At 46.8% G+C, this 26,203-nt stretch carries 20 protein-coding genes; 15 read left to right on the top strand and 5 right to left on the bottom strand.

Translation table 11 applies throughout. The features are described 5' to 3' along the window. Nucleotides 1-184 (bottom strand): hypothetical protein (locus E1163_RS18950; protein ID WP_155174035.1); only part of this gene is annotated, 184 nt, incomplete at its 3' end. 82 nt (nucleotides 185-266) lie between these two features. Here E1163_RS18950 and E1163_RS18945 point away from each other — a divergent pair. The 8 genes from E1163_RS18945 (at nucleotide 267) to E1163_RS18910 (ending at nucleotide 14,284) form a co-directional block, all read left to right on the top strand. Continuing rightward, on the top strand, nucleotides 267-845 hold the full coding sequence (locus tag E1163_RS18945) for a phage tail protein (protein WP_155174034.1): 579 nt from the start codon (nucleotides 267-269) through the stop codon (nucleotides 843-845). 93 nt (nucleotides 846-938) lie between these two features. Continuing rightward, nucleotides 939-1,517, top strand: coding sequence for a phage tail protein (locus tag E1163_RS18940; RefSeq protein ID WP_155174033.1), 579 nt, complete (start codon nucleotides 939-941; stop codon nucleotides 1,515-1,517). Nucleotides 1,518-1,603: 86 nt separating this feature from the next. Then, the gene (locus E1163_RS18935) at nucleotides 1,604-2,740 is read left to right on the top strand and encodes an ABC transporter substrate-binding protein (protein ID WP_155174032.1); all 1,137 of its coding nucleotides are present in this window, start codon (nucleotides 1,604-1,606) and stop codon (nucleotides 2,738-2,740) included. A 21-nt stretch (nucleotides 2,741-2,761) separates the two neighbouring features. Beyond that, nucleotides 2,762-3,721: a methionyl-tRNA formyltransferase gene (locus tag E1163_RS18930; RefSeq protein WP_155174031.1), complete on the top strand. Its 960-nt coding sequence runs from the start codon at nucleotides 2,762-2,764 to the stop codon at nucleotides 3,719-3,721. Between the two features lie 16 nt (nucleotides 3,722-3,737). Continuing rightward, nucleotides 3,738-10,709, top strand: coding sequence for a Calx-beta domain-containing protein (locus tag E1163_RS18925; RefSeq protein ID WP_185156141.1), 6,972 nt, complete (start codon nucleotides 3,738-3,740; stop codon nucleotides 10,707-10,709). Between the two features lie 36 nt (nucleotides 10,710-10,745). Then, on the top strand, nucleotides 10,746-12,332 hold the full coding sequence (locus E1163_RS18920) for a PorP/SprF family type IX secretion system membrane protein (RefSeq protein ID WP_155174029.1): 1,587 nt from the start codon (nucleotides 10,746-10,748) through the stop codon (nucleotides 12,330-12,332). A gap of 131 nt (nucleotides 12,333-12,463) precedes the next feature. Continuing rightward, nucleotides 12,464-13,150, top strand: coding sequence for a hypothetical protein (locus tag E1163_RS18915; RefSeq protein ID WP_155174028.1), 687 nt, complete (start codon nucleotides 12,464-12,466; stop codon nucleotides 13,148-13,150). A gap of 21 nt (nucleotides 13,151-13,171) precedes the next feature. Next, nucleotides 13,172-14,284, top strand: coding sequence for a suppressor of fused domain protein (locus tag E1163_RS18910; protein WP_155174027.1), 1,113 nt, complete (start codon nucleotides 13,172-13,174; stop codon nucleotides 14,282-14,284). 180 nt (nucleotides 14,285-14,464) lie between these two features. Here the strand turns inward: E1163_RS18910 and E1163_RS18905 are convergent, their stop codons facing one another. From E1163_RS18905 to ric, 4 genes are all read right to left on the bottom strand, one after another. Further along, a complete protein-coding gene (locus tag E1163_RS18905) occupies nucleotides 14,465-15,046 on the bottom strand; it encodes an SCO family protein (RefSeq protein WP_155174026.1) in 582 nt (193 codons plus the stop codon). Further along, nucleotides 15,043-15,837: a formylglycine-generating enzyme family protein gene (locus E1163_RS18900; RefSeq protein ID WP_246223768.1), complete on the bottom strand. Its 795-nt coding sequence runs from the start codon at nucleotides 15,835-15,837 to the stop codon at nucleotides 15,043-15,045. The genes E1163_RS18905 and E1163_RS18900 overlap by 4 nt, the downstream gene beginning before the upstream one ends. Beyond that, nucleotides 15,827-17,290: a copper-containing nitrite reductase gene (nirK, locus tag E1163_RS18895; RefSeq protein ID WP_155174025.1), complete on the bottom strand. Its 1,464-nt coding sequence runs from the start codon at nucleotides 17,288-17,290 to the stop codon at nucleotides 15,827-15,829. Before nirK ends, E1163_RS18900 begins: the two co-directional genes overlap by 11 nt. A gap of 79 nt (nucleotides 17,291-17,369) precedes the next feature. Next, complete coding sequence (ric, locus tag E1163_RS18890) at nucleotides 17,370-18,095, bottom strand: iron-sulfur cluster repair di-iron protein (protein WP_155174024.1); 726 nt, start codon at nucleotides 18,093-18,095, stop codon at nucleotides 17,370-17,372. A 255-nt stretch (nucleotides 18,096-18,350) separates the two neighbouring features. Between ric and E1163_RS18885 the strand changes: the two genes are divergently transcribed. The 7 genes from E1163_RS18885 to dsrP are packed head-to-tail and all read left to right on the top strand — an operon-like array spanning nucleotide 18,351 to nucleotide 25,899. Next, nucleotides 18,351-19,712, top strand: a complete 1,362-nt coding sequence (locus E1163_RS18885; protein WP_155174023.1) for an alginate export family protein — start codon at nucleotides 18,351-18,353, stop codon at nucleotides 19,710-19,712. Continuing rightward, the gene (locus tag E1163_RS18880; protein WP_155174022.1) at nucleotides 19,702-19,944 is read left to right on the top strand and encodes a chaperone NapD; all 243 of its coding nucleotides are present in this window, start codon (nucleotides 19,702-19,704) and stop codon (nucleotides 19,942-19,944) included. The genes E1163_RS18885 and E1163_RS18880 overlap by 11 nt, the downstream gene beginning before the upstream one ends. A gap of 3 nt (nucleotides 19,945-19,947) precedes the next feature. Further along, on the top strand, nucleotides 19,948-22,263 hold the full coding sequence (locus E1163_RS18875; protein WP_155174021.1) for a molybdopterin-dependent oxidoreductase: 2,316 nt from the start codon (nucleotides 19,948-19,950) through the stop codon (nucleotides 22,261-22,263). Between the two features lie 2 nt (nucleotides 22,264-22,265). Then, entirely contained in the window at nucleotides 22,266-22,982 is a 717-nt protein-coding gene (locus E1163_RS18870) for a cytochrome C (RefSeq protein ID WP_185156140.1), read from the top strand. Then, complete coding sequence (locus E1163_RS18865; RefSeq protein WP_185156139.1) at nucleotides 22,975-23,652, top strand: multiheme c-type cytochrome; 678 nt, start codon at nucleotides 22,975-22,977, stop codon at nucleotides 23,650-23,652. Before E1163_RS18870 ends, E1163_RS18865 begins: the two co-directional genes overlap by 8 nt. A gap of 2 nt (nucleotides 23,653-23,654) precedes the next feature. Then, entirely contained in the window at nucleotides 23,655-24,659 is a 1,005-nt protein-coding gene (dsrO, locus tag E1163_RS18860) for a sulfate reduction electron transfer complex DsrMKJOP subunit DsrO (protein ID WP_221418040.1), read from the top strand. Nucleotides 24,660-24,663: 4 nt separating this feature from the next. Further along, nucleotides 24,664-25,899, top strand: coding sequence for a sulfate reduction electron transfer complex DsrMKJOP subunit DsrP (dsrP, locus tag E1163_RS18855; RefSeq protein ID WP_155174018.1), 1,236 nt, complete (start codon nucleotides 24,664-24,666; stop codon nucleotides 25,897-25,899). Nucleotides 25,900-26,203 lie beyond the last annotated feature (304 nt).

Genomic DNA, 26,203 nt, shown 5'->3' with positions numbered 1-26,203 from the left:
TTTTCCAAATATCATAAACCGGCTCACTTCCTTTATAGCTTATCAAAGACCTGTCATAAACCAACGGATTACCTGCCCAAGACTCACAGATACCATCCAGCAATGGTTTATTGGGAGCCCAGGTTTCAAGGTCGTGAAGAATGATTTTCTTGACAGTTTCATAATGAGAATTCACTTTATTCATTTTATATTGATTTTAATATCAAATTAAAATAAAAAATTAATAAGATCAATTTTTAACATAATTTCAACTAAAAACAAAAACTATGGAAGGTACTATTTCTGAGATTCGCTATTTCGGGCCTAATTGGGCTCCCAGAAGCTGGTTTCCCTGTGACGGAAGATTATTAGCTATTTCCCAATTCACTGCTTTCTTTTCGCTGATAGGCACAATCTATGGCGGAGATGGCAGAACCACCTTTGCAGTACCTGACCTTAGAGGACGGGTTGCGGTAGGTTCCGGACACGGCCCCGGTCTTTCTATGAGGGTAAATGGACAAATGGGAGGAGCAGAAACTGTTACGCTTAACATACTGGAAACCCCCACCCACAATCACTCGGCGAATACTACACTAGGGTCAGCTTCGGCACAAATAGCTAGTACAGGTCCCGGAAGTACCGGAACTCCAACTGCCGGCAGCCATCCGGGATCGGCAACAGATGTTAATGGAGATGCCATTAACCTTTATACCAATTCAGGGAGCCCCATTGTTTCTCCCGTTAGTGGCAATGCAACTACCACCATTGGTTTAACAGGAGGCAGTCAGTCTCACCAAAATATGCAGCCCTGGGAATGCATAACACCAATTATTTGCTATCAGGGTATTTTCCCCTCAAGAAATTAATGCCTTAAACCTTAAATTTTAAACAAGCCGGAAAGCCTGTCATATAACGCTAAAACCTGAAGGGCAATCCGGCCATCAAATAACGATCTTAATATGGAAGGATATTTATCAGAAATAAGATACTGGGCTCCGACATGGGTCCCGAGAAATTGGGCATCATGTAGCGGCCAGTTATTGTCAATATCGAGTTATACGGCTGTATTCTCATTAATCGGCACCCTCTACGGCGGGGACGGAAGAACTACTTTTGCCCTGCCAGACCTGCGCGGAAGAGTAGCTGTAGGCGCGGGAAATGGACCCGGCCTTACTCCCAGAAGTAATGGCCAAAGGAGCGGCTCCGAAGAAGTAACACTTACTACTGCTAACATGCCGGCGCACAACCATGCGGCGCAGACTACGCTAGGCTCGGCACAACTCCAAATAGCCTCAACAGGGGCAGGCCATACCGGCACTCCAGCCCAGGGAACTTACCCCGGCGTGGCTACTGATGTAAATGGTGATCAAATTAACTTATATGCAAATACCGGCACCCCTATTACATCAAGCATTTCAGGAAGTGCAACTACTACGGTATTTAATCAGGGTGGCAGCTTAGCCCACGAGAACCAACAACCATTCCTGGTAGTTACCCCTATTATTTGCCTGTATGGAATCTATCCATCACGCAATTAACAGTTTAAGCGTTTCGGGCCATGTGCTTTTGATAAAGCCATGGCCTGAATTCATCAATACTTTCATTTTTTAAGGCGGAGTCTTATATGTTAATTAAGAAAAGTGATCAGCAGGTTTTGAAAGTAGGGATACTCTTACCTCAGTCCCGGCAGTATCCAAAAGCAGCATTGAATTTTCTCAATGGTATGAAACTGTACTTTACCATTAATGAAAACTACTTTGAAAGAGGCAGGGCAGAACTTGTTGTTGAAGATGTGGGTATAGGTACCGAAAGTATATCCGTAGAAAAGGCCCATAAACTGATGGTCCAGGACCAGGTAGTAGCCATAACAGGCCTGCTCGAACCTATGATAGGGCTTGAGGTAGCCAAAATGACCAATATGGCGGATAAGCCCACCCTTTTTTCGGGGTTGGGCGAATCGGCAATATCCTCTGCAAAGGTTAGCAAAAACCTCTATTTCAACACCTTGCAATTTTGGCAATCCTACTTCCTTCTCGGGCAATATATTGCTGAGAACCTTGACAAGCCCATTAATATTATAACTTCTTTCTACGACTGTGGGTATGACCCGCTTAAAGCTTTCAGGCTGGGCGTCAAATCCAAAGGCAGATCAATTCATGAGGAAGTGATACTTAAAGCAGAAAATCAAGAAGAACTAAAAGCTGAGCTTAACCAGAAGCCAATCTCAGGCAATGACCATCTCTATGCCCTGCTGCTACACCCTAACATGCTGAGACAGGTGATGGAACTCAGCAGCGACCAGATAAATGAGATGGTCACAACCCCTTTTTATGACGGGAAAAACAGCAGCCTGAAATATTGGGCATTCCCTGATTGGGGTGAGCAAAATAGCCTTACGGATAAACTCAGACAGGCAACCCGGGAATATTTTGAAGCAGAACCAGACATCTTCAGTATACTGGGCTATCAACAAGGCCAACTGGTATATGAAGCCTTAAAAAACCTTTCCGACCCGGGCTTGGACAATGAAAATATTATAAATACCTGGAAAAACTTTGACCAGGAGACGGTTTTGGGCAGGTCGTTTTTCAATCCGGACGACCATAGTTTGAAAAGCCCAATAAGTGTGTTTAAAGGGAAAAGCTTAAATGATCAGGAAATATTGAAAGTGGCCACTTTCCCTTTATACAGCCATCATGAAGAAATGGATGAATTATACAATCCTAAGAATGCATACACAAACCCTTACATGTTTTTTTAATGCAAATAAATCTACCCATTAATGAGAGTTATCTTATTTACAAATAGCCATTGGAGCATACCACTGATGATCAGGTTGGAAGAACAAAAACTGCTCGCAGGAATTGTTCTGACCGATTTTGACCATGAGGCCAATATAACCATTAAAGCATTTGCGGAGGCCAAAGAAGTACCCTTACAAAGGGTATCCAGGGAAGAGTTGAAGTCTGATAGTTTTACAACATGGCTTGAGGAGTTAAGCCCGGAACTGGGCATTTGCCTGACATTTCCTTATAAAATCCCTGAACAAGTATTTACTGTGCCTCAGTATGGCATCGTCAATCTGCATTTTGGTGCATTTCCTGAATATGGTGGTGCCGACCCCTTGTTTTGGGTACTGAAGAATGGAGAAAGAACGGCAACACTCTCTTATCAGCAAATGAATGAAAAGATAGACGGTGGCCCGGAATTAATGAGAGAGCAGCTTTCAATATTTCCCGGTGAGAACTATGGCCTTTTGGGAGCCAGGCTCAGCCAGTTGGCAGCCTCCTCCATAGAGCGCCTGTTTGAAAAAGTAACCACGCCTAAAACAGATGATACCGGCCAGGCACCTGTAAACTTATACAAACGCCCTACACAGCAGGAATTAACCATAGATTGGCAAAACCAGACCTCAGACCAGATTGAAGCTTTGGTCAATGCGGCCAACCCGGTTTACGGAGGGGCCATTACCTACTTCAGAGGAGCTATGATATGGATACTGGAAGTTAGCCCTGCCAATGTATCCAACTCAGCATTGCTGGGTCCGGGAAGTATTGTGCATGCCGATCAGCAAAATGGTGTATTTGTGCTATGTTCGGATTACAGGTATTTGAGGTTAAACATTATTAAAACACCCGAGTGCATACTCACTGGCGGCAAACTGGCAGCCCTTGGGCTTAAATCAGGAGAGAAACTAGGACTGAACGCTGTAAGTTCAAAACAACCCAAAATTTTAGTGTAGAGAAATGGAAAAGTCTATGAAAATTAAGATAAGCATATTATTCGTTTTATTATTGACCATAGCTGGTTATCAGGCGAAAGCCCAGCTCGCAGCCGGAGACATAGCCATTGTAGGCGTAAACTCTGACGTTGTTCCTGATGAGTTTGCTATTGTGGCATTGGCCGATATTCCGTCGGGCCAAACCATCTACATCGGTGACTATGGATGGGATGGCTCAGGCTTCGCAAATCTCACTAATGGAACTGAAGGAGTCATAACATGGACTACTACAAGTCCAATTGTAGCAGGCACATTGCTCAATTTCACAATTGAGAGCCCGGCAGGCTCGCCTGTTATCGGTGGAGACTTGTCCACCTATGGCACAGTGTCTGCGACAGGGTGGACGCTTTCCAGCTCAGCAGTAGCATCTGGCGGGGATAACTGGTTCATATACCAGGGTGCGAGTCCCACATCCGTGCCCTCTACCTGGATATTTGGGTTTGCCAACTTTTCAACAGACGTTGGTGGAACGGTAACACCTGGAGAATGGCTACCTTCAGGATCTCCCACAGCAACAACCTCACAGCTTCCCGCTGCCCTTACTCTGGGCACAACGGCTGTAGGTCTTACCACCAGCATTAATCCTCCTGATTACCATAAAGATAACTTGGTATATACAGGAACACTCGTCGGAGATAAGGCTTCATTATTGACCTCCATAGGCACCCGCAGCAACTGGAACGGAAGCGAAACCGTAACGCAGGACATTACCCCTGGCGGATCAAATTTTCCAGGCTCTAACCCGGTTTTCACAATTAGTACCCCCAATACCCCCCCCACAGCTTCAAGTTTTACGGCTGCCAATGGGCCATATGAAAATCTGACCTACACCTTTTCAACCTCGAATTTCGGTTACACAGATGGTGACGGCGATCCTTTATCTCACGTACTTATAGAATCTGTGCCCGGCGCAGGAACACTTTATGTAGATGCTGATAATGATGATGTTTATGACGGTGGTGAAGAAGTCTCCGTCAGCGACCAGGTAAGTAAGGCTAATCTGGACGCAGGCAACCTGCAATACATTCAAAACGGCTCCACCAACACCTCATTTCAGTTTGAGGTAAACGATGGAACAGAAAACAGTACAGGAAACTACATCGTTACCTTAAATGTAAGTCCTGTCCCTACCGTTACGCTGGGAGTAAGCCCGACAAGTAAGTCAGAAGCAATAACCTCTGCTACAACCGTTACTGCCACACTCTCTAATGCTTATGGCGTTAACACAACAGTAAACCTGGGATTTAGCGGTACTGCAACAAATGGTGTGGACTACTCCAGCAGTGGCACTACTATAACTATAACCGCCGGAGCAACTACCGGAACTGTTTCATTAACGAATATTAACGATGCCCTTTTTGAAGGCAATGAAACTGTAGTGATAGACATCTCCAGCGTACCTACCGGAGGTGTCGAGGATGGCACACAACAGGTTACATACACCATTACCGATGACGACCCTCAACCCACTGCCACCCTTCTGCTAAGGTCTATTTACAACCCGATAACTGATGAAAGTGGTGGACAGGCCTATATTGTCGGTGAGCTCAGTGCAGTAGCCGGGGTAACCGTCAGCATTCCCTTAAGCTTTGGCGGAACGGCTGTTGGCGGCGGTACTGATTACGGAATCACCGGATCGGTTATTACGATCACCCCGGGAGAACCCAGGGACAGTATAAGGGTAACATCATTATTTGATGGTATTGAAGAAGGGAATGAAACAGTTATTATTGACATGCTCCCCCCTACCAATGCCACTGAAGATGGAGTTCAGCAGGTAACCTTAACCATTATAGATGAAGATGCCGCCCCCCCTTCCGGATACTCGGTAGCCATAGACCAAAGCCCAATCAATGCCAGTAACGAAACAGCGGTCAGCTTTACCTTTACAGCAGCGGAAGTAGGCTCCACTTACAACTATACCTTTAGCAGCAGCGGAGGCGGTACTCCTGTAACGGGCTCAGGCACCGTGAGCTCAGCCGGTCAGCAAATCTCTGGTATTGACCTCAGCGGACTGGGTGATGGAACCATTACACTTTCTGTAACACTTACCGATACGTTTGGCAATACGGGCACAGCAGCCACGGATACTGAAACTAAAGATACTAATGCGCCCTCGGGTTATTCTGTTGCCATCGATCAGGCAGGGATCAACTCAGGCAATGAGACTGCTGTGAGCTTTGCCTTTGCGGGAGCCGAAGTTGGAGCTACTTATAACTACACCTTTAGCAGTTCTGGCGGTGGCACCAATGTAACAGGATCAGGCGCCGTCAGTTCAGCTAACCAGCAAATCTCTGGTATTGACCTCAGTGGGCTCGGTGATGGTACAATTACGCTTTCTGCGACCCTTACCGATGTGGCAGGGAATACAGGAAGTACTGCTACCGATACTGAAACCAAAGATACTACCGTACCCTCCGGCTACTCTGTCACTATTGATCAAAGCCCGATCAATGCAGGCAATGAAGCCAATGTGAGCTTCACCTTTGCCGGCGCAGAAGCAGGCACAACCTACAACTACACCTTTAGCAGCACGGGTGGTGGCGCCAATGTTACCGGGTCGGGCTCCATAGCAACGGCTACAGACCAAATTTCCGGTATTGACTTAAGCGGCTTGGGTGATGGTACCATCACACTCTCCGTTACCCTCACTGACGATGGAGGAAATACAGGAACACCTGCCACAGATACTGAAACTAAGGACACCTCTGTCCCCACGGGCTACTCTGTATCCATTGACCAAACTGCCATTATTATCTCCAACGAGACGGCTGTAAGCTTCACTTTTGCAGGAGCTGAAGCAGGCACCACTTACAACTACACATTCAGCAGTTCCGGAGGTGGCACCAATGTTACAGGTTCAGGCACTATTGCTTCCGCTACCCAACAGATTAGTGGAATTGACCTCAGCGGATTGGGTGATGGTACCGTTACACTCTCGGTAACCCTGACCGACAACAATGGAAACACAGGAACCGCTGCAACAGATACCAAAACAAAAGATACGGCAGCTCCATCGGGTTACTCGGTTACCATAGATCAAAGCCCGATCAATAACGGCAATGAAACTGCGGTAAGCTTCACCTTCGCAGGAGCTGAAGTAGGAACAACATATAACTACACATTCAGCAGCTCCGGCGGCGGGACCAATGTTACAGGTTCGGGCACAGTTGCCTCAGCTACTGACCAGATTAGTGGCATTGACCTGAGCGGATTAGGCGACGGCACCATTACATTGGCCGTAACACTGACAGATACTAATGGTAATACAGGAAGTGCTGCTACAGATACTGAAACCAAAGATACCACCGCACCTTCCGGCTATACGGTAACGATCGACCAAAGTCCGATAAATTCAGGTAACGAAGCTGCAGTTAGCTTTACTTTTGCCGGAGCTGAAGCCGGGGCTACCTATAACTACACATTCAGCAGCTCTGGTGGTGGCACCAACGTCACCGGATCAGGTACCATTGCCACGGCTACAGACCAGATCAGTGGTATAGACTTAAGTGGTCTGGGTGATGGAACCATTACCTTAACGGTTACGCTCACAGATACCAATGGCAATACAGGAAGTGCTGCTACGGATACAGAAACCAAAGATACTGTTGCTCCGGCCGGATACACCGTAACCATTGACCAAAGTCCGATAAATTCAGGAAATGAAACCGCAGTGAGCTTCACTTTTGCAGGAGCTGAAACCGGCGCTACCTACAACTACACGTTCAGTAGTTCGGGTGGTGGTGCGAATGTTACAGGGTCAGGCAACATTGCTACAGCTACTGACCAGATTACCGGAATTGATCTGAGCGGACTGGGTGATGGCACCATAACTTTAGCGGTAACACTCACAGATATTAATGGCAATACTGGAAGCGCGGCCACAGATACTGAGATCAAGGAGACTGTACCCCCTACCGGTTATTCGGTAGTTATCGACCAAAGTCCGATAAACACGACCAATGAAACAGCCGTAAGCTTTACTTTTGCAGGCGCAGAAACCGGTGCTACCTATAATTACACCTTTAGCAGCTCCGGCGGCGGCACCAATGTTACCGGATCAGGTACTGTAGCCTCTGCAACTGACCAAATCAGTGGCATAGATCTTAGTGGACTTGGCGATGGCACCATTACCCTGTCCGTCACACTAACAGACACCAATGGCAACACCGGAAGTCCGGCTACAGATACAGAAATAAAAGACACCACCTCTCCCACGGGATATTCGGTAGCTTTTGATCAGGCTGCAGCCAACGCCACCAACAGTACTGCTATAAGCTTTACCTTTACCGGAGCAGAAACCGGCACCACCTACAACTACACCATCAGCAGCTCTGGTGGCGGCACCAATGTTACCGGGTCAGGTACTGTTGCTTCTGCAACGGAACAGGTCAGTGGAGTAGATGTTAGTGGCCTGGGAGATGGTACGCTTACTTTATCTGTGACTTTAACTGACAATGCAGGCAACATCGGCGCTGCAGCAACGGATAATATAACCAAGGACACGGGAGTCCCTTCAGGATATGCAGTCTCCATAGACCTTCTCGGAGAAACAGTTATCAATATGATCAATCAGAATATTATAGAATTCTCGGCTTCCGGCCTTGAAATAGGTACCACGCTTAACTATGCTTTCACCAGCGACGGAGGTGGCACACCGGTAACAGGAACGGAAACAGTAACTGCCACCTCAGAGCAATTTGACAATAGTGGCGCTGGGTATGACCTGAGCGGGCTTACAGATGGTACGGTCACACTTACCATAAGCCTGACTGATAATGCAGGAAATACCGGCCCGGATGCCACAGCTACAGAAACCAAAGATGCGGGGCCTCCGACAGGCTATTCAGTGACCTGGGACGATGCCCTGATCAACGCAGCCGAAGCTACCACCGCTTCATTTACAGTATCAGGAGCAGAGATAGGTACAACGATCAATAATACAGTGAGCAGCTCAGGGGATGGAAACACGGCGACCGTATCGAACCCGACGACGGTAACCAGTAGTAATCAGGTAGTCACTATCGACGTGAGCTCACTTACAGATGGTACACTGACTGTGCAGGTTTCATTAACAGACGCCGGAGGAAATACGGGAAGTGTTGTGAGTGACAACTCTGCTGTTCTCGATCAGACAGCGCCAGCCGGCTATACTGTTGATATAGATCAAACAAGTTTAAACTCCGGCAACGTAACTGCAGCCAGCTTTACTTTTTCCGCAGCAGAGGTCGGAGCTACTTACAACTACACGTTCAGCAGCTCCGGCAGCGGAACGGATGTTACAGGCTCAGGCACCATTGCCACAGCTACCGACCAGATCACCGGAATTGACTTAAGTGGTTTGGCAGATGGCACAGTTATGCTCAGCGTCACGCTGACTGACCCGGCAGGAAACACCGGTTCTCCGGCTACAAGCACTGCACCTAAAGATGCATCTGCACCTGTATTTATCTCAGTGGATGATAATGGCGGTGATAACTCATACCGCTCAGGGGAAAGCCTGACTATTGTGGCTGACCTCGGTGAAGCAGGCCTTACAGTGACTGCTGACCTGTCGGTAATCAATTCAGGACTAAGCGCTACGGCTGCTATGACAGACAATGGCGATGGCACTTACAGCGTGACCATTGCGGATGTGGATGCCGCAGGTAATATGATAGAAGGCGCCGCTATTGCGGTTCCGATAACGGCAACAGATGCAGCAAATAACCAGCAAACTGATAACAGCTTAGTCCTTAATCTGGACAAGACTGCTCCCGCTGGCTATACGGTTACTATCGATCAGGCAGATATTAATGCCGGAAACCAAAATGCTGTCAGCTTTACTTTTGCAGGAGCCGAAACAGGCACTACATACAATTATACCTTTAGTAGCTCTGGTGGCGGCACAAACGTCACTGGCTCAGGTACTGTTGGAGCAGCCGGTGAGCAGGTAACAGGTATTGATCTGAGTGGGCTTGCCGATGGTACGGTTACCCTTAGCGTCACCCTTACCGATGCTGCCGGGAATGTGGGAACCCCTGCTACAGATAATGTTAATAAAATGGCTGCCAGCATTCAATTTAGCACTACAAGCAGCTCGGGCAGTGAAGCTACGGCCAGTGCAAGTCTTCAGGTAGAGCTGTCTGTTATCAGCGCACAAAATGTGACTGTAGATTATGCAGTAAGCGGCACCGCTACCGGCGGAGGAACAGATTACACTTTGGCCAACGGCACATTGACTATCAACGCTGGTGACCAAAGTGGTAGTATAGACATCACCGGCATAGTAGACGACCAGCTTGTGGAGGCAAATGAGACCATAGTGGTAACCTTGAGCAATCCGGCCAATGCCACGCTCGGAGCCAACACGGTACATACCTATACCATCACAGATAATGATGCCAAACAGCCTCAGGTGATAACCTTCGAACCCATCCCGAACGTGACTTTGGGTGAAGGGCCGATACAGCTCCAGGCCACCGGAGGAGCTTCCGGAGAGCCGGTTACATTTACTATATCCACACAACCTGCTACAGGAGTGGCTACATTATCAAATGGCACGGTGATCATAGAGGGTGTCGGTACGGTTTCCATCACGGCAAGTCAGGCGGGTAATGACTTTTATGAGCCTGCAAAAGATGTCACAAGGACTTTCGAGGTTTTACCAAACGAACTGTTCCTGCCTACATTATTCAGCCCTAACGATGACCAGACTAATGACCGCTTTGTACTTCGCGGAGGTGGTGACGTTGCCGATATCGAACTGAGTATTTTTGACCGGGAGGGCAACATGGTATACAGGTCAACCAGCTATACAGAGCTTTCCCAGTCAGGATGGGATGGCACCAACGAAGGAACCAAGCAGCCTCAGGGCGCCTATGTTTGGGTAGTAAGAGGAAACTTCTCCAACGGATCACCCATTTTGATCAATGGAAAAGATACAGGCATCATCAGGTTAGCCAGATAGTATTAGTGTAAAACAAGAAATGATAATCCTATAATTATGATATTCTTTAAAAAAATTTCCATCCTGTTTGTTTTGATCTTGATGCTCAGCGTCGAAGTCCAGGCGCAGGAACCTAATTTCTCTATGTATCATTATGCTCCTTTTTTCACTAACCCCGGACAAATAGGGGCAGTGAAAGATGTGCGCCTGATGCTGAATTACAGGAACCAGGCCATTGAAGCAGGTGACAATTACCGTTCTTCTTCTATCTCGGGCTATTACCCTGTCTTCATCGGAAACCACCGGTTAGTAATAGCCGGTAACTTTCTTAACGATCAGGCCTCTGACTTTGTAAGCACCAACGGCGGCCTGCTGGGTGTGGCCTACAGCATTCAAATGTCTGCCAACTCGGCTTTGAGTCTTGGATTACAGGGAGGATACTTCCAGAGAAAAACAGATGGGGATTTCACCACGGATGACCAGTTTGTCGGTGGTGTTTTTGACCCCACAATAGTCTCGGGAGATGCAGTACTGAACCAAAGTAAAGGCTACCCTACCCTGAGCGGAGGTATCTACTACGAGATAAGTGACGGGGACGGCCGTGAAAAAGCTTTCATTGGGGCCTCTATTTTCAATGCTACGGAACCAAACATTTCTTTTGCAGATGTAGAAGATGATAATTTGCCCCTCAGCCTCAAAGCTACTGCCGGCTACCGTATCTATCAGGGCATGAAGTTTTCAGTAATGCCAACCATGAGATGGGTAAACCAGGCAGACAACAATTATTTTAATTTGGGATCACGGTTTGGCTATGAGCTGGAAAACACAGAAGAAGGCCCCAAGGGCATAAGCCTCGGCCTTTGGTACAACACCAATGACCTGGGGGTATTCTCAATAGCCTATGAGCAACCCAAATTTACCGTGGGGGTAAGCTATGACCTCCCGGTAGCGGATGACCTGAGCGCCGGACAGAACGGGATCTTCGAATTGGCCATTTCATTCAGGCTGAAACGCAAAACCAAAGCTTATGTACCCCAGGAGATATCGCCACCCGCAGCTTCAACAGCCCAAAAAGAACCCGAAGTAATCGAGGAAGAGGAAGAAGAGCCGGAAGTTATTGAAGAGGAAGTGATCGAGGAGGAAGTGAGTGAGCCTGTTGAAGAGGAAGCTGACGAGCCGGAAGTTGAAGAAGAACAACCGCTGCAAGAGGATACCTCCGAACCTGAAAACGATACTGCCACCGAAGAAATAGCAGAGGGCACTAACGGCACTGCAACAGCCAGCCCTGAATTGACCCCGGCGGAAAAAAAGGTATTGGAAGAAACTGTAAAATTTGAGCTGAATTCGAACGAACTGACGGCTGATTCAAAAGAGTTTCTGGATAAGATAGTTACCATACTTAGAAACAAGGACAATTTCAGTATAGAGTTAACGGGCTATACCTGTGATCTTGGCCCTGAAAAGACGAACTATGAACTGTCCAGAAGCAGGGCTGATATTGTGAGTCAATACCTGATAAACCATGGTGTGGCCAGTGACAGGTTAACCGTTAAAGCAGGCGGAGAAAATAATCCTGTAGCTGAAAACGACACCGAAGAAAGCCGAAGAAAAAACAGGAGAGTAGAATTCAAAGTGATATATTAGTTGTACGCTTCGGCAAATAAGATTATACCAAACACCATAGCCCAAAAGACGTGGGCGGTTTTTGGCATAACCTTATTTGTCAGAAGCTATTTTAAAAGTCAATATTGATCAGTTTGAAACCTTATAGCATCTTGAGTTTATTTGTCGTGTTGGCCCTCGGCGGGTGCGATTGCCGGTATGAAATTTCCGGCACTGTACTGGATGAGACCTCAAAAATGCCTATACGCAATGTTGCCATTGGCAAAACGGACACTACTGACCCGGATGCCACTGACCATACGTATACGGAAAAGTACGGGGAGTTTGTTTTTAGTGGTATTTCCGGCTCATGCGATGAAGTCACTGTATATTTTTCGCACCAGGACTATGTCACAAAAAAGATGGCTATACCCAATTATAGCAGTGCTACGATATACTTAAAGCGTAAGTCAAAGGGAAACGCATTTTTTGACAGGCAAAGGGAATACAAAGTAAAGAACCTTGTAAAGAAAAATAATGCCCCGTCATCCATGAATGACACTACCATATGCCAGGAGTGGAACCTGACAGAAAAGCAAATCAGGGTCATCATCGGTGAAGCAAAAGAAATCAACGGGTCGCAATGGCATTACCAGTTCGATCACCTGCCCTGCCGGGTAACCGGGAAGCTGGTCCAAAATGCAAAGGAATACGATCTTTCTGTAAACAGTGGCGCCTGGCTAACCATCAGCTCACCTGACAGTTCTACTATGTATGGAATATTTAATGAACAGGCCAATGCATATTTTATGTCAACCGCCTGGACCAAAGAACTTGAAGCCTATGAACAATCCGAATAAATACAAATCCACCTCTTAACTATGAGCTTTCTCAAAAAAATCTTCTCATCAAAGGAAGCTTCCCGGGAGCCCGAAGTACTGCTGGAGGAAGAATCTCCCCTATGCCCGATCAAGGCAATTGTTGAGCAAGACGACCGTGTTGTATATTTTTATTTGTGGGGATCAGAAGATACGAACTTTGGTATCAAAACGTGCTGGGTAAGGAATTTAATCCAGGCACCTGACGAACCAGAAACCAAACTCATAAACAAAGGCATACCTCCCCTGCTACCTAAGCAATACTGTAAATTCCCGGATGGTCAGGAAAAGCTAAAAGCCGCCGACCTGAGCATCGTCTGGCTGGAAGAGGGAGATGGTGCCGCACTATTCCTGAAAGATGAAATACTGGCCATAATCCCGGCATGGTCAGGCCTGGAAGGGTTTCCCGGATATGCCAGGGACTGCAAAGGCAATGGTGACCTGGCCTGGGAAATAACCGATCGGAATGAACTTCCCGGCCGGATCGAGCAGGCAATATCATGCTGGTTTTCCTGGAGCAGTGAGCTCAACCCTTTCCGGCTCGAGCAACCCAGGATACTTGAGGTATATGAGGAACTGCTGGGCAAAAGCGATAAATACTATGCCATTGATGGCAACCAGTGGCCTCCCAAAGGGCTATTCCTGAGAAACGGAGCATCAAAAACCGTGTTTGCCACCGTAGGCCTTTCCCTGATACCCATGCCTTCTATAGAAATGTATGTAGATGACAGGCTGGAACACAATCGTATCGAATTGGGTATAATGCTCAACTCCACCTTAAAGGAAGATGACCTGCAGGGCATAGCTGAATGGATAAGCGGCCAGGCTTCCATGCCGTGGGACAACATCACCTTTTTTGGAGAGGGCCACACGATAAATTTTAAGGGTTTAAATTCAGGAAAATTTAACAGTGTATTGCTGACCAATAAGCTGGAAGTGCTCCCTAAAGTAGAATTGGGCAAATTCCGAAACTCCAGTATTAAGTTTCTATGGATGGTGCCTATCTCCCAAAAGGAAAGAAAACTGGTGATAGACAAAGGCAGCGAGGCGTTGATCAAAAAGCTGGATAAAATCGGCACGGAGGTTTACTCACTGGATCGAGACGAGGTGGTTTGACGCTGGGTGCTGGGTGCTGGTTACTAGTTACTGGGTGCACTTCCCTGATTAGAGCTGACTGGTTTAAAAACACCCTTCAAGGGGATAGTAGTGTCGTAGAAATACTCAAAATCCCGATCCTTTAACACACCCCGTTTTACCCGATCACCGATTACTGCATACCATGTTTACCAGTCCACCTCACCTCGCCAGCTCAATAATAGCCGCCACTGTCTCTTTATTATCTACGCCCAGACCTTCCTGTTGGTGTACGAGTTCGCCCTGTTGGTTGAAAACGCTGATGATGTTGGAGTGGCTAAAGTCCATGGGTGATATCCTTTTGTATTTTACAGCCAGAACAGCGGCAAACTCCCTGGTACTCCCTTCGCTTCCCCTTAGGAAAAGCCATTGGTCACCATCCATTTTGTTTTCTTTTGCAAAGGATTTGAGCCTTTCCGGTGTATCTGTTTCAGGGTCAATACTTACCAATATGTATTTTACATCCTTTGAAGTTTCATTTTGCACTTTTGATTCTATGTTCCTCATATCAGCCACCAGCCTAGGGCAGGCCGCCTGGCATGAAGTATAGATCATGACCATCACCAGCACATTGCCCCTGAGGTCTTTTAAGTGAATATCTTCACCATTCTGAGTAGTCCAGGTAGATGGTAAATGAAATACGGAAAGTTCCGGCAACTCTTCGGAAACAGGCTCCTGCACTACCTCAGGCTGAGGTTGGGCACATCCTGCAATCAGTAATAATATTAAGGCTAAATATCTCATTGTGTGGTTGATTTTACATTTTCGGCACACCTGAACCCCAGGTTTTTAACCGCATAATTAGCTTTCAGGCTCCCTCTGAAGGCATATCTCATAAAAGCTGCATAGTTCATCAGATCAGTGGCTCCTACGGCCCCACCTGCACAAAACAGGTTGCGGTCAAGATCCACATCTCCTCTTGACTCCCCGGAGATCATCACCGAATTAAAGTCCATTGTCCATTCCCATACCAGGCCGTGCATATCATAAAGCCCCCAGTAGTTTTTAAACGTCTGTCCTATTTCATTGGAGAAAGTCTTAGGAGCCTCGTACCAGCTCAGGATGTACTGGTTATAGAGGCTGTCTTCCCTGGCATCTTTCTGCTTCTCATCTGCCATAGCGGCATACTCCCACTCATCCATTGCAGGCAGGCGTTGGCCTTTGCTTTCACAATATGCTTTGGCAGCAAACCAGGAGATGTTTGTAACCGGACTTTTGGGAAGAAGGCTTCCGTAGCTCAAGTCGCTGTCCCAGTCTGAAAGGTAATTCTTATCAGCAAAAAGGCGTTTTATTTCTGATTTTCTCCACTGAGGATTTTCCTTTACAAATGTCAGGTATTGAGCATTGGTTACCGGGTATTTATCCATTTTAAAGTCTTCCACCACTATCTCCACGCCTTCGGAACCGTAAATTGGCACAAAACTTCCCCCTTTGACCAGCACCTGCCCGGGCATATTTTGGCCGCCCGCGTTCAAAGTGAACGCGAGCAGCACAACCCATAAAAAAACACCTGAAAAACTCATTTTAATTGACATGTCTTGCACTTCTAACCATCTCAGGAGACACTACTTTTCCGCTATTGCCCCAACTGTTGTACACATAAGTAAGCACATTAGCCACTTCATCATCGGATAGTACCTGCTTGGTCATTACACTGTTGTACTCTTTGCCGTTGACCACCAGCTTACCTGATTTACCATGCAATACAATATCGATGGCCCTGTTAACGTCAGCATTCAGGTAATCAGATTTTGCCAGCGGCGGAAATGCTTCGGCAATACCTTCTCCGTTGGCCTGGTGGCAAGCCAGACACGTTCTGGAATATACCTGCTTGCCAAACTCGATTTGCTCTTTAACCGAAGAGGCCAGCTCTTCCGGTTTTTCTGATGCCTCAGAAGTTGGCATTTCCTGGGCTCCTCCACCTTCATGCTCATAAATACCGGTTTGCTCTGTGCCTGAGTATATCACCTTATTTTCCTCACCCTTCACATTAAGCATGGCCAAGGCTCCTTTATTAAACGCCCTGAAAATAGAGTGGTCTACCAATATGAAAGTACCCGGCACATCCACTTTAAACTCCACAATGGCAGCCCCACCGGCAGGTATCAGGGTAGTTTGCACATTTTCATTGATCAGGTCTCCCCCTTCGATATGCACTTTATCGAAGATCTCCCCGATCACATGGAAAGACGACACCAGGTTAGGGCCGCCGTTTCCTACGAACAGCCTTACTGTTTCGCCTACATTAGCCGTAATGGCTTTGTCACCTGTTAATGCCCCAACACTGCCATTAAACACCACATAATCAGCTTTTTCATCAATCGCCTTATTCATGTCAAAGGGCTGCAATCCGCGTTTACCATATTCACCCTTGGTATAGAAATCACCCTGCATGATATAGTACTCTTTGTCCACAGGAGGCAAACCTCCGGCAGGCTCCACCAGTATCAAACCATACATACCATTGGCGATGTGCATACCTACAGGCGCAGTGGCACAGTGGTATACATAAAGCCCTTCATTAAGCACCTTAAATGAAAACTGCGTTTCATGGCCGGGAGCCACAAATGAAGAAGTAGCTCCTCCGCCAGGGCCGGTTACGGCGTGAAGGTCAATGTTGTGAGGCAGTTTATTGTCCGGGTGGTTTTTCAGGTGGAACTCCACCTCATCCCCTACACGGGTCCTGATAAAACTTCCCGGCACACTTCCTCCAAAAGTCCAGTAAATGTATTTCACCCCGTCAGTCATTTCCATTTCCTTTTCAAGCACCTCCATATTGACGATGAGCTTCTTCGCAGGCCGCTTGACTACTGGCGGGGGCACCATGGGTGGAGACGTAAGATCTGCCTCAAGCTCTCCTACAACTTCAATTTGAGAAGGGTCTGCCGGCTCCGGCCTGTCATCCGCCACAGATCGGCTACAGCCTGTTACTATCACCCCAAGCATCAGGGTAAGGATCAGCGATTTGATGTTATTTTTAGTTTCCATTGGTATAAAAATTAAGGTTGGTAAAGTAAGTAATGTGAGATTTTAGATTTAATGATATATATCAAGCATGCATATGATATCAGACAGATGCCTGCTCACCGGCCATCGCAATTACCTTCAGAAAAAGGATGTTGTTTTCCAGATGGATATGCTGATGAAGATCGCGCTCAAACTCCTGCAATTTTTTATAAAGTACCCTATAGGTATTGCAAGCCCCTTCGGGAGGTGTATATCCCGAGCTTAGCCGTGCAATCATCTCCATGAGGTCACCTGCTGCTTCATGCTCTGAGATCATGCATTTAATGGGGTTTTCTATAGTACCATAATTAACAGGATCCAAGTGCTGCATCTGACCGGCCGAAGCCATAATCTTCTTTATATAAGGGAACAGTACTACTTCTTCCTTTTCCATATGAGGCAGTAGCTCATCTTCAAGTTCCTCCACTAAGCGTTTTATTTCCACCGTCTCCGGGTGAGCCACTCCATGTGCATTAGCCACCTTTGCACTATAAAAAACGAGCAATGGGAGATTCTCCCTTACATATTGGTGGTGCATGGTTATTATATGGTCAGTAAGCCTGTCTAGCCTCCAGTTGTCATAATTCAGGGTGGGTTTAAAATCAGTAGTGATCCTGACCAGTGCATTTGTCACCTCCCGGTGATCAAGCCCTTTTTTCCTGCATACCTCCTCCACACTCACTCCTCCGCCACAGCAAAAATCAATTCCATATTTTCTGAATACATCAGCATACCGGTAGTCTTCTGCTACCAGCCTGCCGACTTTTTTATCTTTTAAGTTATTCATGCGCGTTGACTTTGATTCTTACACCAAAGTTTGAAAGAGATTAGTCATTCGTTTATGATCCAAAGCATAAAGAAAAAAACATGGCCTGACGAACTTTATAAATGAAAGGAAAGGCAAAGAGTGGCCTGATGAAGAATAGCTTGTAAAGGAGGAAACGAGCCATATAAGAGCCTAACCTGCAACATTTTAACTCAGGAATTGTGTAGCACAAAAACCAACAACAAATTCAGGAAACCTTAAAAACTGATAAACATCATGAAAGAAGCTGATTTTAATCATGCCATACCGGCTCAAAAAGCTAAATCTTCAGAACATAAAGCTAATGCTCCGCATATGTTCAGAACCCTTACCTTACTATTCACCATAGTAGTTTGTATTATTGGCACTGCTCAGGCTCAGTTTACCATAAGTGGTGAATTTCGACCCCGGGCAGAATACCGGCATGGTTTTAAAACCCTGCCAGAACCCGATCAGGATCCGGCATTTTTTATAGACCAGAGAACGCGGCTCAACCTTTCTTATTCTAATGAAAAGTACGATTTCAAGATTGTATTCCAGGATGTAAGGACATGGGGAAGCCAGCCTCAACTGGTGGATAATGATGGCAGCCTTACAACCATACATGAAGCCTGGGCCAAAGTCAAACTATCCGAAGCCTTTGCCATCAAAGCAGGCCGGCAGGAAATAATATATGACGACCACCGCATCTTCGGTAATGTAGGCTGGGCGCAACAGGCCCGAAGTCATGATGCTGCTATTTTGATCTTTAAACCAAATGCACTGGAGCTAAACCTTGGCCTTGCTTACAATCAGGATGCGCCTCAGCTTAACACAACCTTTTATACAATTGCCAACAGCTACAAAACATTTCAGTATCTCTGGGCCAGCAGGCCGTTTGGAGATATTAAAGTAAGTGCCCTGATACTTAACAATGGGAAACAAGGTGGTACTGTAGATGACCACAACACCTACTTTAGCCAGACCTTTGGCTCCAGGGCAAGCTACAATGGTAAAAAGCTTAAAGGAAATTTTGCTGTATATAAACAGACCGGTGAAGAACCTGATGGTGAAACAGATATAAATGCCTCTTACCTGGCATTGGATATGACTTATTCAGTACTCCCTAATACTTCTATAACTACAGGTGTTGAACTATTATCCGGAAATTCACCTACAGACCCGGATCAGGAAAATAATGCTTTTAATCCGTTTTATGGCACTAACCATAAATTTAATGGCCTTATGGACTATTTCTATGTTGGAAACCATATCAACAGTGTAGGACTGCAAGATGCATTTATAAGGCTTACCCAAAAGTCCGGTAAGCTCTCCGCAAGCCTCACCACCCATTTCTTCCGCTCGGAAGAACATTTACAAAATGCTTTAAATACTGAAAAACTGGATAAATACCTGGGTACCGAAATGGACCTTGTACTGGTTTATAATGCCAATGATGAAATCAACCTCCAGGCCGGGTATTCCCACATGTTCGCTACGGATTCGATGGAAGCATTGAAAGGAGGCGATAAAAATGAAACCAGTAACTGGGCCTGGCTTATGCTGACGATAAAACCTCAGTTATTCACCACTAAAAAAGAAGAAGAAAATGCCCATTAAAAGCTATCTGGTATTTCCAAAACAAGGAAAAAAGGCTCTTCTGGAAGCCTCCCTCAAGGATATTCCTTCATGCGAAATCATACAGGCCGAAAACAAAGACCTCATAATCCTTGTATCGGAAACCGCCGATCAGGGTGAAGAAGATGCCCTGATGCAGAAGTTGAGTGAAATAGAAAGCCTCGACCACCTTAACCTGGTTGCAGGGTTCAACGACGATAATTTAAATCATTAAAAAATGCGACCATTAGACAGAAGAACATTTCTTAAATACCTGGCCAAAGCATCGGCACTTTCTGCGGCCGCATCCATGTTTCCCGGGATCATATTTGCCGAAGAGCAACTAAAAAATCTCCCTGACGGCCCCATGGACTGGGTTAAGTCACCATGTCGTTTTTGTGGTGTAGGGTGTGGCCTGCTCATTGGCCTCTCCGAAGGCAAGGCAGTAGCCGTGAAAGGCGACCCCAACAGCACGGTAAACAAAGGGCTCTGCTGTGTAAAAGGCTATCATTCGGTACTGGCGCTTTACGGCAAAGACAGGCTGAGAAAGCCCCTGGTAAAGAAAGATGGCCGTTTTGTGGAAACAACGATGAAAGAAGCTCTTGACCTGATTGCTTCAAAAATGCAGGAAACCATTAAAGAGCACGGCAAGGACTCTGTAGCTATTTATGGTTCAGGCCAATGGACAATCCCTGACGGATACGTGGCTTCTAAGTTTATGAAAGGTGGCATCGGCAGCAATAACCTTGAGGCAAATGCACGGCTTTGTATGGCTAGTGCTGTAACCGGTTTCATGAGCAGTTTCGGTATGGATGAACCAATGGGATGCTATGATGATATTGACCATGCCAACGTATTTGTACTCTGGGGCAACAATATGGCTGAAATGCACCCTGTACTTTTTTCGCGGATACTGGATAACCGGCTAAAGCGTGACGTAAAGATCATCGACCTTGCCACACGTACCACAAGGACAAGCGCCGCTGCCGACAGGTCAATTCTTTTCAGGCCTCAGACAGACCTTGCCATAGCCAACGCCATCTGCTATGAAATTATTAATAACGACTGGATCAATGCCTCATTTATAGAGAAGCATTGCACATTTAGGAAAGGGAAGACCAATATTGGCTATGGCCTTGAAGATGGATTTAACTTTAATGATGAAGCGCAGCCTATCTCCTTCGACGAATATTTTGACTTTCTGAAAGATTATAAACCCGAGAATGTCGAGGCCCTCACAGGCGTACCCGCCAAGGATATCAAGTACCTGGCATCATTGTATGGTGATCCTAACAAAAAAGTGATGTCGCTCTGGTGCATGGGGCCCAACCAGCACACCCGCGGTACATGGATCAATAATTTGATCTACAATATTCACTTGTTGACCGGAAAGATCTCTACGCCCGGCAACAGCCCATTTTCACTCACCGGTCAGCCCAGCGCCTGCGGTACAGTGCGCGAAGTAGGTACTCTCACCCATAAGCTTCCTCATGGTGTGGTAACCAACGAGGAAGACAGGAAAATGGCTGCAAAAATATGGAAGGTGCCCGTGGAAAGAATTCCTGCCAAACCCTCGTTCCATACTGTGGAAATGTTCAGGGCCCTGGATCGCGGAGACATCCGGTTTATGTGGATCCAGGTAACGAACCCTATGGTGACGATGCCCAAACTGAACCGCTACCGCGAAGGCTCGCAAAAGACTGGCAGGTTCGTGGTGGTTTCGGATGTTTACCCCACGCCTACTACTGAAATTGCAGATGTAATACTCCCCTCCGCCATGTGGATTGAGCGTGAAGGTATGTATGGCAACTCTGAGCGAAGGACCCAGCACTTTCAGAAAATGCTTCAACCTCCCGGGGAAGCCATGAGCGACACCTGGCAACTCATAGAGGTAGCCCGGCGCATGGGCTTTGAAGAGCTGTTTCCCTGGAAAGAAGAAGATCACATCCGGGAAATATGGAAGGAATATTCACTGTTCCATGCCGGAAAAAAACATGCTATGGCACCTTATGAAGTACTTAAAGAAGAGCCGGGCGTACAATGGCCTTATGTTAATGGAAAATCTACCAAATGGAGGTTCAATGCAGAATATGACCCTGCAGTGACCAAAGGTAAGTTTGAGTTCTATGGCAAACCGGATGGCAAGGCCTGGATATGGATGCGGCCATACGAAGCACCACCGGAAATACCCGATAAAGAGTATCCTTTCTGGCTCAATACTGGTCGTGTGCTGGAACATTGGCATACTGGCTCAATGACTCGAAGGGTTTCTGTTTTGCACCGAGCCGTTCCCCATAGTTATGTAGAGCTACACCCTGATGATGCCAAAGCATTGAACATCAGAACGGGAGACAAGGTAAGGCTCGTATCACGACGTGGAAAAATAGTGCTTCCGGCGGCTGTCAATGAAAGAGGCCAGCCCACACCCGGACAGGTGTTTGTTCCGTTTTTCGATGAATCCATGCTCATCAATGAGCTGACACTGGATGCATTTTGCCCGATATCCAAGCAACCGGATTATAAAAAATGTGCAGTAAGAGTTGAAAAAGCCTGAGTATGAAAAGATCGAGATACTTCTTCATATTCCTTTTTGCCCTGCTGGCAATCTCCCTGATCACCATCATTGATATCAGTTGGATCACCAGCCAGGAAAAGCCTGTAAAGGATATTGAGCCCCTGGAAAGTGTACCCTCTATTCCCAAGGAAGAGGGCGTATTTAAGCGATCGGAATTCAGCCCTGAGTATGCCAATATGCCGGAAGACCCGGAACACGAACGGAACCTGGAAGAATACTATGACAACCGGGCTTACGATGGTGCTCCACCGATTATCCCCCATCCGCTCATCAGTGAAAAGGGAATAGGTGGCAAAACCTGTCTGCAATGTCATGAAAACGGTGGTTATGTAAAACAATTTGAGGCCTACGCGCCGGTCACACCTCACCCTGAACTGCTCAATTGCCGGCAGTGCCATGTGCCGGCCAAAACGGATGTACTGTTTAAGGAAACCAATTTTGAAGCCAAGGAAGAGCCGGGTATTCAAAATGCAGCCATGCCGGGCAGCCCTCCCACTATACCTCACTCATTGCAAATGCGGTCTAACTGCCTCGCCTGCCATGCCGGGCCGGCAGCACCCAAAGAAATCAGAGTTTCGCACCCTTTGAGGATCAATTGCCGGCAATGCCATGTACCAACAACTGATATGTCTACCCTGGAGTGGGAGCCTGAAGGCCAAAATGATATTGAAAAGATAAAAGCCCATGTCAATGAATAATAGAGTAAGTCATATGATCCGAGCATTGATATATGTGGTACTTCTGCCGTTTGCTACGAGTATAATGCCAGGCTGCTCCGGACACGAAGAGCACCCGCATCAGGAAAAAGGACACCATTCCATTGTGGAGCAGCTTCGCCATGCCGATAAGGATACTATCGAATATGAAGTAAGCACGGAAGAGCTCATGGCTGATATAAAAAAGGTGCTGGCCCAGGTACCTGAATCAGAAAAAGAATTTTATGTACTGGAGCGTCAGAGCATGATCAAATCATACCCGTGTTCCAACTGCCACAGTGTACCTCTGGAAGAGCTTAAAGCGGAAAGCAAAGACAAGAAAAAAGCACACTGGAACATAGAACTGGTGCATGCCGGCAGTGATGCTATGGAATGTAGCACCTGCCACGACACCAATAACCTGGACCAGCTTAAAACGATAACGGGCAAGGCATTGACCTTTGACCACAGCTATAAGCAGTGCGCTCAGTGCCATTCGCAGCAATACAAAGACTGGATCGGAGGTGCCCATGGTAAGCGGGTTGCAGGCTGGGCACCTCCACGTCTGATATATAGTTGTGCGAGTTGTCACAACCCACATAGTCCGGCTTTCAAGCCACGATGGCCTGCAAGACTCAATACACAAAAGTTAAAGGAACTAAACGGAAAGTAGCTATGAGAGACAATGACCCAAACCAAAAGCCCTCTTCGGGATGCAACTCCGGTAACTGCTCCTGCGGGGATGGCTACGACCAAAAACTGAACAAGAAAACCAGTAGAAGAAACATGCTCAAAAGCCTGACAGCAGGGCTTCTTGCCGGTACTGGCATGGTCAACAGTGCATGTAGTGTTACGGCTTCCGACGATGAAAAGGATCAAAAACAACTGGAATGGGAAGAGTTCTTTAAAGGCAACTACAGGCTGATGACAGACAAGGAAAAGTCAGAGACCGTGGAGCGGCTGGAAAAGCTGTACGAGCTTAACAACGGCAAAAAGATCAATGTATCTGCCCAGGGAGCCGAAAAAGATGTACTCTATGGCTATGCCTTCAATATTTCCAAGTGCCAGGGATATATGGATTGTGTCAATGCCTGCGTACAGGAAAACAATCAGGACCGGTCTTCTCAAATGCAGTATATCCGCATCCATGAGATGGAAAACGGCCGGATCAACTTTGAAGATGCTGAAGACAACTTCTTCCATGAAGTACCTGCCGAGGGACATTTCTATATGGGCACTCAGTGCTATCATTGCGAAAACCCACCGTGCGTGGACGTTTGCCCTGTTGAGGCCACATGGAAGGAAAAAGATGGTATTGTAGTGATAGACTACGACTGGTGTATCGGCTGCCGGTACTGCATGGCTGCCTGCCCTTATGATGGCCGCAGGTTCAACTGGGCCACACCGGAGATACCGGAAGAAGAGGTCAATAAAAACCAGCACTATCTGGGCAACCGGCTGCGCAAAAAGGGGGTGATGGAAAAATGCACGTTCTGTATTCAAAGAAGCAGAAATGGTAAAAATCCGGCCTGCGTGGAAGCCTGCCCTACCGGTGCCAGGATATTCGGCAACCTGCTGGACCCGGACAGTGAGATCAGGTGGGTACTGGCCAATAAAAAAGTATTCCGCCTCAAGGAAGACCTCGGCACGGAACCTAAGTTTTGGTATTTTATGGATTAAAACTATGACGCAGATCGGTATATTTTTCAATATGGTAAAAGACGGCATTCGTGCCGCCACTCAAGGTAACAAGGCCTATCACATCTGGATGGCAGTATTGACATTTCTCATGCTGCTTGGCGCTTATTGCTATTTTCTTCAACTGGAGCATGGCCTGAAAATCACTGGTATGTCAGACCGGGTTTCATGGGGCTTGTATATTTCCAACTTCACTTTTCTTGTGGGTGTGGCGGCAGCGGCAGTGATGCTGGTGCTCCCCACGTATGTTTTGAAAGATATCGATTTTTCGCGTGCGGTGCTTATCGGTGAGGGCCTGGCAGTAGCAGCACTCATCATGTGCCTGGCATTTGTCACGGTTGACCTCGGCGGCCCCGCAAGGGCATGGCACTTAATCCCGGGCATCGGCAGATTTAACTGGCCCAACTCCATGCTGGCCTGGGACGTGATCGTGCTTAATGGGTACCTGTTTATCAACCTTACCATTCCATTGTATATCCTCATCTGCAAGTATCAGGGCAAAGAGCCGAAGAAGTCCATTTACCTGCCTGGGGTGTTTTTGTCTGTATTCTGGGCAGTAGGTATTCATATGGTTACTGCTTTTCTTTATGCAGGGCTTCCTGCCCGTCCTTTCTGGAACAATTCGCTGTTGGGACCGCGCTTTCTGGCCTCTGCGTTTGCCGCAGGCCCGGCGTTGATCATCCTGGCTCTACAGGTCATCAACCGCTATTCGTCATATACCATTAAAGCCAAAACACTCAGGAAAATTTCGTTGGTAGTAACTGTAGCCGCCCAGGTCAACCTGATCATGCTGGGTTCAGAGCTTTTTAAGGAGTTTTATGCGGAAACCCACCATAGCAGCAGTGCCATTTACCTGTTTTTCGGTCTGGAGGGCAAAAATGCCTTGATGCCGTGGATTTACAGTTCGCTGGCCATGAACATCGTAGCCACCATCATACTAACGGTGCATACCCTCAGAAATGATCTGAAATGGCTCAACTTTGCGTGTGTATTGCTTTTTGTGGCTATCTGGATTGAGAAAGGTATGGGGCTGATCATTCCGGGTTTCATTCCCGGTCCCTGGGGAGAGATTGTAGAGTACCTCCCTACCCTTCCGGAAGTGGGCGTAACCATCGGTGTTTGGGCCATGGGATTGTTTATATTTACCGTGTTGGTAAAGGCGGCCATTCCTATAGAAACGGGAAGGCTGAGATTGAACAGGGCTACACAAAAATCCGTTTAGTGAGCTTTAATAGCACCCTTTACGAGGGCTGCAAACTCTTGTAACTTATAAACAAAAGGCTTCACCTTTTGCTGATTGGATTTTGCCCTTTCAGGGCTGGGTTGGTGGCTCCCGTTAAGTTTTATTTATTTACCTATAGTCAACAAATCTGGTCATACTGAACGCAGTGAAGTATCTAACTTTGTTTTTTGCACCGGCTCAAACGGAAGCAGTAAACTACTTAAGTAGATCCTGTCTATAATCTGTACGACTTTGCGGGATAAATTTTGTCTTTAAACCTAATTAATTATTAGATCTCCAAAAG

The sequence above is a fragment of the Fulvivirga kasyanovii genome, assembly GCF_009711405.1.
GTDB classification, from domain to species: Bacteria; Bacteroidota; Bacteroidia; order Cytophagales; family Cyclobacteriaceae; genus Fulvivirga; species Fulvivirga kasyanovii.
This window is presented reverse-complemented; position numbering and strand designations above follow the sequence as displayed.